Annotated in this window: 12 protein-coding genes; 4 read left to right on the top strand and 8 right to left on the bottom strand. The window is 66.5% G+C overall.

What is annotated here, in order from left to right:
- Window positions 1-496 (top strand): WSD1 family O-acyltransferase (locus tag WAW17_RS02635; protein WP_422331467.1); only part of this gene is annotated, 496 nt, incomplete at its 5' end.
- Between the two features lie 227 nt (window positions 497-723).
- On the top strand, window positions 724-2,001 hold the full coding sequence (locus WAW17_RS02630; protein ID WP_422331466.1) for an alpha/beta hydrolase family protein: 1,278 nt from the start codon (window positions 724-726) through the stop codon (window positions 1,999-2,001).
- 28 nt (window positions 2,002-2,029) lie between these two features.
- Here WAW17_RS02630 and WAW17_RS02625 read toward each other — a convergent pair whose 3' ends face one another.
- Entirely contained in the window at window positions 2,030-3,259 is a 1,230-nt protein-coding gene (locus WAW17_RS02625; protein WP_422331465.1) for an Ig-like domain-containing protein, read from the bottom strand.
- A 276-nt stretch (window positions 3,260-3,535) separates the two neighbouring features.
- Here WAW17_RS02625 and adhE point away from each other — a divergent pair, with 276 nt between their 5' ends.
- Both adhE and WAW17_RS02615 read left to right on the top strand, forming a co-directional pair.
- The gene (gene adhE, locus WAW17_RS02620) at window positions 3,536-6,094 is read left to right on the top strand and encodes a bifunctional acetaldehyde-CoA/alcohol dehydrogenase (RefSeq protein WP_422331468.1); all 2,559 of its coding nucleotides are present in this window, start codon (window positions 3,536-3,538) and stop codon (window positions 6,092-6,094) included.
- On the top strand, window positions 6,084-6,521 hold the full coding sequence (locus WAW17_RS02615; protein ID WP_422331464.1) for an SRPBCC family protein: 438 nt from the start codon (window positions 6,084-6,086) through the stop codon (window positions 6,519-6,521). The genes adhE and WAW17_RS02615 overlap by 11 nt, the downstream gene beginning before the upstream one ends.
- 19 nt (window positions 6,522-6,540) lie before the next feature.
- Here WAW17_RS02615 and WAW17_RS02610 read toward each other — a convergent pair whose 3' ends face one another.
- The 7 genes from WAW17_RS02610 to WAW17_RS02580 all read right to left on the bottom strand — a co-directional run.
- On the bottom strand, window positions 6,541-7,023 hold the full coding sequence (locus WAW17_RS02610) for a hypothetical protein (RefSeq protein WP_422331463.1): 483 nt from the start codon (window positions 7,021-7,023) through the stop codon (window positions 6,541-6,543).
- A 331-nt stretch (window positions 7,024-7,354) separates the two neighbouring features.
- Entirely contained in the window at window positions 7,355-7,654 is a 300-nt protein-coding gene (locus tag WAW17_RS02605; protein WP_422331462.1) for a hypothetical protein, read from the bottom strand.
- Window positions 7,651-8,070, bottom strand: coding sequence for a hypothetical protein (locus tag WAW17_RS02600; protein WP_422331461.1), 420 nt, complete (start codon window positions 8,068-8,070; stop codon window positions 7,651-7,653). Before WAW17_RS02600 ends, WAW17_RS02605 begins: the two co-directional genes overlap by 4 nt.
- Entirely contained in the window at window positions 8,067-8,357 is a 291-nt protein-coding gene (locus tag WAW17_RS02595; RefSeq protein WP_422331460.1) for a hypothetical protein, read from the bottom strand. The genes WAW17_RS02600 and WAW17_RS02595 overlap by 4 nt, the downstream gene beginning before the upstream one ends.
- Entirely contained in the window at window positions 8,357-8,773 is a 417-nt protein-coding gene (locus WAW17_RS02590) for a hypothetical protein (RefSeq protein WP_422331459.1), read from the bottom strand. The genes WAW17_RS02595 and WAW17_RS02590 overlap by 1 nt, the downstream gene beginning before the upstream one ends.
- Window positions 8,773-8,922, bottom strand: coding sequence for a hypothetical protein (locus WAW17_RS02585; RefSeq protein ID WP_422331458.1), 150 nt, complete (start codon window positions 8,920-8,922; stop codon window positions 8,773-8,775). Before WAW17_RS02585 ends, WAW17_RS02590 begins: the two co-directional genes overlap by 1 nt.
- A gap of 304 nt (window positions 8,923-9,226) precedes the next feature.
- A partial coding sequence (locus tag WAW17_RS02580) for a hypothetical protein (protein WP_422331457.1) occupies window positions 9,227-9,719 on the bottom strand: 493 nt, incomplete at its 5' end.

Here is a 9,719-nt window from a genome sequence, read left to right as displayed (position 1 = left end):
CAGCAACACCGACCGGAACGAGTCCGGCAGCGGCAATGTGTTCGGGACGGCACTGTGCACCCTGGGAACCGATCTGGACGACCCGGCAGAGAGGCTGGCCCTGATCCACCGCTCGATGGCGGTGGGGAAGGAACGGGTCACGCACCTCGGGTCGGTCAGCTCGTTCCTGGTGACCGCGCCGAACATCCTGGCGACCGTGGTGGCCCCGATGCTCCCGTTCGATCCAGGCCTGCCGCCCGGCTTCAACCTGCCGATCTCGAACGTGCCCGGGCCGCGCACCGAGCTGTACTGGAACGGCGCCCACCTGGAGGAGATCTATCCCGTGTCGGCGATCTACGACGGAATCGCTCTCAACGTGACGGTGTGCTCGTACGTGGACAGAATCTGCTTCGGGTTCGTCGCGGATCGGGACTCGATGCCCGATGCACATGCACTGGTACCTCTGACAGAACGCGCCCTCGCCGATCTCGAGGCCGCGACGGGAGCGAGACCATGAGACCCGCCGGCGAGGGTCGACAAGGACCAACGGCTCTACTCGGGTGGGGGTAGGGGTCCTAGCGTCGACGGCATGGCAGTGACCGCCGGCCATGTACGCCTTCGATCCGGAACGTCCCTCGTGGGAGTTCACCCTGTCCGACGTACGGGTGGGATGCAGATGCTCACCGTCCTGCACCGAAGGGAACGTCACGACCGGCCGGGCGCGAATCCGGAGGGAGTCGATTCATGGAGAACATCGAGCCGCCGAGTGGCTCGGCTTCCGATGCGAACAACGCCGCCGACGGGAAACCGGAGGTTCCCTACCGGCCTCCGCGCAGCTTCGGTCTGCTGGGGAACATGGTGTCACCGATCACCCGCACCGGCGGCTTCTGGGCCCGGTCCTGGGCTGATTATCTGGACCGTCAGCCGGGGGAACTCCCCGTCGCACGACCCACCGTTGCGCTTGCGAGGCAGGCGTTCCGTGACGAGCTCGTCCTCGCCGGGCGGCGGATGTTTCGGCCGATCAGCGACCCACGTGAGTTCGCGCGCATCGATCACGAGGTGATCGCGGCGTGCGAGCTGTACGACGAAGCCGGGTGGCTCGACGATCCCGAGTCGTACTTCGCAGCGCCCCCACCGCTCACGGAGGTCAGCATCCGGACGGTCGAGACGAGGCAGCGTACGTACGAACGGATCAGGTTCGACAGCGAGTACGAGCCGCCGGCCGGCGACCCGGGCCGGGAACGGTGGCTGGGCTACACCGCCAACAGCCGGGTGCGTGCGTGGATGCTGAGACATGAGGAGCCGAGACCGTGGCTCGTGTGCGTGCACGGCGCCGAGATGGGCCGCCCTGGCCTCGACCTCGCGCTATTCCGCGCAGGGCAACTGCACCACGACTTCGGTCTCAATGTCGTCTTTCCCGTCCTTCCGCTGCACGGGCCCAGGCGGCACGAACTACCGAAATCGGCGGTGTTTCCCGGCGAGGACATGCTCGACAACGTGCACGCCGCCACTCAGGCGGTGTGGGACATCCGGCGTCTGCTGTCCTGGATCCGGTCGCAGGAGGGCGACATGCCGATCGGCTTCAACAGCATCTCGCTCGGCGGTTACGTCACGTCGCTGGTCGCCAGCCTCGAAGACGGCCTCGCGTGCGCGATTCTCGGTGTCCCGGCCGCGGACCTGCGGGATCTGCTCGAGCGCCATGCGGGCCTCGCACATAACGACCCTCGTCGCCACACCGTCGCGCTGGCCGCGCCTCTCTACCGCATGGTCTCGCCGCTCGCGCTCACACCGCGTGTTGCGTACGAGGGTCGCTTCATCTACGCCGGGGTGGCCGACCGGCTCGTGCACCCGCGCGAACAGGTCACGCGACTCTGGGAACATTGGGGGCGGCCCGAGATCGTCTGGTACAAGGGCGGGCACACAGGGTTCTTCCGCTCACGGTCCGTCCAGGCGTTCGTGCAGGGGGCGCTCGTGCAGTCGGGCCTCGTCGATGCCTCACGAGTCCCGCGGCGCACACGCTGACGAAGGTGAGAAGCCGGATGCTCCAGGGTCAGGACGCGTGGTCCGTGTCCGTCCTGCGTCGGCTGCGGCGTAGCGCAAGGAGGACGAGCACGACCGCGACGGCGGCGACGACCCCACCGGCGATCCACCACACGCGGTAATCAGCGGGTTCGGGAACCGACACGGTGGCGGGGTCGGACGTCGACCCCGCGAAACCTGTCGCACCCGAGTAGGTGGCGGTGATCGAGTGAGTGCCGCCACCGGTGATCGTGTGGTCGAGTGCGGCGCGCCCGTCGACCACCTCGACCGGTGCACCGATCTCGGTGCCCCCGTCCCGGAACTGCACCGTGCCCCCGACTGCGACCGGGCCCCCTTCCGCTGTCGGTGTCACCGTTGCCGAGAGTTGCACCACGGTGCCGTCTTCGGCGTCGGCTGGGGCCTCGACCCGCACGGTGGTCGCCACGTCGGGTGCATCGGAGACGGTGATGGTGGCCAGCGGACCGGCACCCTCGTTGAGCGGACCGGTCATCGTGTCCCGCGGCGAGCACCGTGTCGGCCCCCATTGATTCGTGCCGAAGAAGGTTGCGCGCGTGAGCGTGGTGTTGTAGTTGGCGTCGTCGTCCACTCGCCCCGCGTCGCCCGCGGTGCGGATGCTCGGGGTGATCACGCCGGACGGGCCGGCAACCATGGTCACGTCGACGGCCGGCAACCGGAACCAGGTGTCGCCGGCCGCATTGGGAGAGCCGTCGAGGTCGAGCTGAGTCTTCGGGACGCGGATGCCGCCCTCACTGTCGCCGTCCGATGTGGGGCTGTTACCGATGACCTCGTTGTTTCCGGAGAGCCGCAGGACCGTGCCGGCGACGTCGTCGACCACCCCGTCCTCGCCCACGCGCAGCACATTGGGTGGCACGTTCTCGAGGTTGAACGAGGTGCCGGGCACCACGGCAGCGCGGACGAACGTGGCGTTCGCCGGCACCGCGAAGTCGTACTTGACGCGTGAGATGTTCTGTGTGGTGGCGCCATGAGACGAGTCGGGGTAGGAGAGTGCCGTCGGCTGGATCCGATAGGTGAACGTCTGCCCCGGGCGCACGTGCGTGGGCGCGTCGATGGTGACCGAGGAGCCGAGGGCCTCGTCGACGTCGATGATCGAACGGACCCGGCAGGCGAGTCCGAAACCCACCTCCACCTCCTCCGCGGATGCCACCGGGCAGGACAGGAGGACGGCCAGGGTTCCGGCGGAGGCCAGCGCGGCCACTCGGCGCACAGAACTCGGCGACATGACGGCTCCTCGTGTTACGGGAATACACCCATGATTCCCCCTCTGGGGAGGGAATTGTGTGGATTCGGCGAGGCTCGGCACGCGTCGGCCCTTGCCGACATCGCCGTCTGCGACGATCGTGGACTGTGTGACCGGGCCGTCCGGTGCACGAGGGTGATATTCGGCTCACACCAGTCCCGAGGAGTGCCCATGACTCAGTCCCAGATCGGTCCCGAGACGATTCGACAGGCGGATGTGCCTCGTCCGCCGGACGCCGGGGAGACGGGTGGCCACCGGATGGACGAGGTCGACGCCTTGGTCGACGTCGCCGCCGCGGCCGCTCGGTTATTCCGTGAATTCGACCAGGAACAGGTCGACGCCATCGTCGATGCCATGGTGCGCGTGGGTGTCCGCGCCGCACCGGAACTGGCGGCGCTGGCGATCGAGGAGACGGGTTTCGGTGTCTTCGAGGACAAGGTTGTGAAGAACTACGTTGCCACGGAGTTCCTTTCCGACTACTTACGAGGCAAGAAATCCGTCGGAGTCATCGACGAGGACGTCGAGCGCAACATCGTGCGCGTGGCGGATCCGATCGGGGTCGTGCTCGCCATCACGCCGGTGACCAACCCCACGTCCACGGTCCTCTACAAGGCCATCGTGGCCGCCAAGACACGCAACGCAGTGCTGTTCCGTCCGTCGCCGATGGCGGTCCGCTCATGCGAGCGAAGTGTCGAGATCCTGCGAACGGCAGCCGAGTCGGCAGGCATGCCGCCGGGGGCACTTCAGGTGATCCCGGATGCCGCGCACGACGTGACGCACCATCTGTTCAAGCATCCGAAGGTCGACTTCATCTGGGTTACAGGCGGATCCAAGATCGTCGCGCTCGCCAACGCTGCCGGGAAGCCGGGGTTGAGTGTCGGCCCCGGCAACGCCCCAATCTACATTCACAGGACAGCCGACCTGAAAGGGGCCGTCGTCGACATCCTCATCTCGAAGACGTTCGACGCCTCGGTGATCTGCCCCGCCGAGCAGACCTGCATCATCGACGACGAGGTGTACGACGAGACCCTCGCCGAGTTCGAACGCATGGGTGCCCACACGCTCACCGAAGGCGAAGTCGACGCGGTTGCAGAGTTCGCGTTCGGCTGCCGCGACAAGGTCAACGTCGAAGCATTGGGGCAGCAGGCGCCCGCACTGGCCGCCCGAGCCGGCTTCAGCGTCGCACCCGAGACGAAGGTCCTTCTGGCACCGCTGCCGTCCGATCTCGGGGAACTCGGTGCGCACCCCTTGGTGCAGGAGAAGCTGATGCCCGTCCTCGGGGTAGTGCGTGCACGCAGCGTCGAGCACGCCATCGATGTCGCCGTGCTCGTCACCGAACACGGCGGGCTGGGCCACACTTCGGCGATCTACGCCAACGACCAGGCCGTGGTCGATGCGTACAGCCGCGCGGTGCGGACCGGACGGATCCTGGTCAACGCACCTACCGCGGTGGGCGCACTGGGTGGCATCTACAACAACCTCACGCCGACGTTTTCGCTCGGCTGCGGGACCTGGGGCGGGTCGAGCACCACCGAGAACATCAATTACCTGCAGCTGCTCAACATCAAGACCGTCGCGCAGCGGCGCACGCCGCCGCAATGGTTTCGCGTCCCGTCCAACACCTACTTCAACGCCGGAGCTCTGGAGAATCTCCGTGACATCGAGTGCGAGACCGTAGTGGTGGTCACCGACGCGCTGAGCGAACAGCGGGGCGTGGTGGACGAACTCCGTCGTAACCTGCGTGCTCGTCATGTGCAGGTGTTCAGTGAGGTGGAGCCGGAGCCGGACGAGACCATCATTGCGCGTGGCGTCGCACTCCTCGAGAGGTCCCGTCCCGACGTGTTGATCGCGGTCGGCGGCGGATCGGTTATCGACGCGGCGAAAGCGATACGGCTGTTCTACGAGCACCCCGAACAGAATCTGGAGGATCTCATTCTGCCGTTTCTCGACCCGCGCAAGAGAGTCGCCCACTATCCGCGGGATGTGCACACTCTCCAGTTGGTCGCGGTCCCCACGACGTCGGGAACCGGCTCCGAGGTGTCTCCCGCCGCGGTGCTCACCGTGGACGGACGGAAGGAGACACTCGTGGACTACTGCCTGGTCCCGGACGTGGCGATCGTCGATCCGCTCCTGACGGTATCGATGCCGCCGTCGCTGACTTCGGATACCGGCATCGACGCGCTGACGCACGCGTTGGAGGCGGTGGCGTCGATCTTCGCGTCGCCGTACACGGATGCGTTCTGCGCCCAGTCGGCCCGGTTGATTTTCGAAGCCCTCCCGAAGGTGCACGACGATCCGTCCGACCTCGCCGCCCGCACCGACATGTCCAATGCCGCGACTCTGGCAGGTCTTGCGTTCTCCAACGCATTCGTCGGCACCAATCACGCCCTCGCGCATGCGGTGGGCGCGAGGTTCGGGATCGCCCACGGCCGGGCCAACGGGCTGTTCCTGCCGCACGTTCTGCGCTACAACGCGAGCCTCCCGAGCAAGTTCATGCCGGCACCCGGGTACTCCGCCTACATTGCGCCGGACAAGTACGCACAATTGGGACGGATCGTCTTCGGCGGCCGGGAGCCGGAAGAAAGTCGGCGTCGACTGTTCCAGGGGGTCGAGGATCTGCTCGATCGGCTGGGAATGCCGCGGTCACTGAAGGAGATCGGAATCCCCGAGGGCGAGTTTCTCGAGACGTTGCCGACACTGGCGATGACCGCCTTCCAGGACCTGAGCAACCGCACCAATCCGAGGATGCCGTTGGTCAGCGAGATCACCACGCTGCTTCGACTCGGCTACTATGGAGATGACGACCATGCCCACTGACAGTGCAACGAAGACCGTGCAGGTGAAGGCTCCGTTCGCCGAGGTGCTCGCCACCATCCGTGATGTGAAGAGTCAGGCAGAGTGGATTCCGGAGATTCTCGAGGTCGAGGTGCTGGGCGTCGACGAGCAGAGTGGACTGCCGGCCACCGCCCGATTCAAGGCGTCCGCGACGGTCGGCACGGACCGATATACCCTCGCCTACGAACATCACGACGACGGCATGAGTTGGACGATGGTGGAGGGCAGACTGCAGACCGGGCAGGAGGGCCGCTACACGCTCGAAGAGTTGGCGCCCGACACTACGGCGGTGACGTTCGCGCTGACCATCCATCACAACCTGCCGTTGCCCGGATTCCTCCGGAACCGGGTCATCAAGGGTCTGGTCGAGAGCACCCTGACGGGCCTGAAGAAACGTGTGGAGACCTGATCCGCCGGAGGGTGTGACATCAGGGTCGATCGTCCCCGGTACCGGGTTCCGCGTCGAGGGCCGCGGCGAGGACTGCCGCGATCTCTCGCAGCGTTTCCCGGGTTCCCCGCACGTAGTCGGTTTCGCCGGGCCCGTGCTCGGTACGGGTGACGTGGTCGTAGATCCACTGCACCGCGTCGGCGGCCTGCCGGCAGCTGAGGGTGTCGGGGTCCGGGCCGGTCAGGTTGCCGGTGACCCGCCGGACCGCCTGCGCGAGAAGGTCGAAGTCCAGTTCCTCGTCGTAGGACACCGAATCGCTGATGGCGGCGGCAGCGCGTGCGAAGTCACCGTTCTCGCTCAGCAACCACTTCTCGATTCCGTAGGTGTCGATCAGCACCCGGTGGTGCGCGTAATCGAAGCGGCTGCCCGCTCGGACAGTGCCGTTGGGGAGGACGACGACGACCCCGTCCTCATGCTGCAGGGCGTCGCGCAGGTGGTCCTCGGTGATCGTGAATGCGGTCATGCGGGGCGCGTCTCCTGTGGTGAAATCGGCGGCGGGGGTGAAATCGGCGGCGGGTTCCGCACCGGCTCCTCGATGTCCATTGTCCATCGGTGCCCGCCGGTGGGTGCGCGCTGTGGGCGCGGGTGGCAGATGTTGCTGGACACCGGAATTGCGAATCTCCCTCGGGAACGCAGAAAAGGGCCAGTTACCTGGCCCTTTGCAGTGCCCTCGGTGAGACTCGAACTCACACTGGACGGGTTTTGAATCTGTGCAGCGGTCCAGTGCGAATATTCGATAGTTGTCCGAATTGCGCATCTACCAGCGAATTTGCTTCAAGTGCGGTTAGTTGCTGTTAGTCGGCCTTAGGCCTTTTTAGGCGCCTGCTGCGGACCACTGCGGACTGAGTGAAGCCGAACGGCAGGCTGGCGGACCGCTTGCCTGCGCGGTGCCTCGAGCCGATAGCCACGACAGCGGGCCTCTGACGACGGGAGCGCAGATAGACGGTCTCGTCGGGGTCGCCGAACGGCTCCGCGTCCGCGAGGTCGAATTGGCCGCTGGTGAGTTCGACAGCCCCGGTCGTGTCTTCGTCTCCATCGCAGCCGCAGCGGCCCGCTGCGAAGATCTCGCGGCCCCACAGCCGTACCGCGCTCACGCGGCCCGCTCCATTACCGCAGCACCGTTCCCGCTGGCGGTGTCGGCGCCGTCGTCCTCGTCGGCGTACATCCGCAGATACCAGCCGTTCGGGTCCGTCAGAAGGTCCCAGATCCACTCGCGGGCCTGTGCGCGTCTTCGTTCGTCGACCTCGCGCCGAGTCTCCGGCTCCCCCTTGAGCTTGCCCGGCCGCTTGGGCGTGTCGGCCCGCGCTCGGTCCTTCTCGGCACGCTCCCGCTCCTGCCGGCGGGCCTTCTCGATGCGTTCGGCGTTCTTCCGCCACGACAGCGTGTCCTTCGGTGCCCGCTCGAGGAGGACAGCGAACGGGGTCGCGTGCCGGTAGTCCTCCGCGAAGCGGGGAGCGGTGTCGTCGTTGATAGCCGTTCGGCCCGTGGGGCTCGGCCGCTTCTCGGTCACGGTCGGCCCTCCTGCGCGTACTCCCAGCGCGCGAAGCGGGTCGAGTCCCAGCCGAGCGCGGGCTGTCCAATGCCGTTCGCGAGATCGTTCTCGGCCAGCCACGCGTGATAGGCCTCCTGCCGCAGGCGAAGGGCCTCACAGTGGCGGCGGCGTCCGGCAATGCCCGTCGGGAGCTGCGCGTCGAAATGCTTCCACCGGCTCGGCCGTAGATGCTCGGGCACGTCGGCGAAGCCGAGCGGTCGGCCTTGCGCCTGCGCCAGCTCGGTCGCGGTTGCGGTGCGTGCCATTACCGCGCAGCCCTTCCCCGGCCGCGGCGCTCGGCGCGCTCGGCGTCTCGGCGTTGGTTCTGCTCCCCGGTGCCTGTGTAGATCCCGCGAACGCCGCTCTGTCCGCCAGCGGCCCCGCGCGAGACCCGTTCGGCTGCGACCAGCCGCACGTCCAGGACCGACATCAGTCGAGCGCTGGTCACGCGGAGCTGGCGGACTGCGGCAACGGCCGGATTGATGAGCGGCCGGGCGTCGGTGCCGAGCATGTACCCCCGCGCGGCCAGATCGGCGTCCAGCGCGGCAATGTCGGCTTCGGTGGCCTCGAGGTGACCCAGCACGACCAAGTCGTCCGCGTCGAGGACGAGGCCCTTCTCGGCTGCCTTCGCCACGTAGATGCTGCGAATCTCGCTTCCGGCGCTCTCCCCGGTGCCGGTCACTACACGGTCACCTGTGCCAGCGCAGCGTGAACGGCGGCCTCTGCGATGTCGTCGCGGAGCGTCCAGCCAGCGGGCCACCGGCTCCGCTCGGCCTCCGCGCGTGCGAGGGCCTGCTCGGCTGCTGTGATGTGCTCTGCCTTGGTTGCCATTGCGTCCCGCTCTCGTCGTGCCCTACCTTGCTGGTCAGGGCGTTGTAGAGATTGTTCCACTACATATGTAGTGGGATCGAATCTTTGTGGCGGCAGGTGGGAAAGCTTGGCGGCGAGGGAGTGCGGGTGGCAGCTTAGAATCAAATTCCCAAGCTGAATACGCGGGTTCGATTCCCGTCATCGGCTCCGACAAAAGACCTGGCCAGAGCGTTTTCTGGCCGGGTCTTTCGCATTCTCGCTGTAGCCACTACCTCCGCTGTACCTCCGCCCGCCACGTCCGGGGTACGCGAGCCCAACGGCCTTCCTAGCGCTGTTCCGGGCACCCAATGTCGTAGACGAACGTCATCACGTCGTCTACCGCGTCACCCGCGGGAGGCAGGCTCAGCAGGTCGGCCACGCCACCGGAAAGGTCACCGTAGGAATCACCTAGTCCTGCACGACGGCACGTGTTCTGTACGACGAACTCAATTTCATCATCGGAGACTGACGCGGGAACCAGACCCTGCGCCCTAACCTCTGCGACGAAGCGCTGCACCGATTCGGGCGGGACGGTTACCATCTGCTGCTGTGCGGTTGTCGTAGCCGGTCCCGATGATTGTTCGCCGTCAGACGAGCACGCTGTCAACCCGCCTGCTGCGATTGCCAGGACGAGAGACGCGCACCGAAGCCAGCGAATATTGCTCAAAGCACTACCTAAGTCGTCACAACGACCGATGTCGAGTCCAACGCCCAAGGACACCCCCGGTTCCACATGGCGTTTCTGTTGTACGGAAGGGGCGGTTCTGTCGGTTCCGAAT

Origin of the sequence: Rhodococcus sp. (in: high G+C Gram-positive bacteria), from assembly GCF_049286785.1 — a bacterium.
Lineage (GTDB): Bacteria > Actinomycetota > Actinomycetes > Mycobacteriales > Mycobacteriaceae > Rhodococcus_F.
The sequence above is the reverse complement of the archived record's forward strand: the minus strand, read 5'-3'. Positions and strand labels throughout refer to the sequence as shown.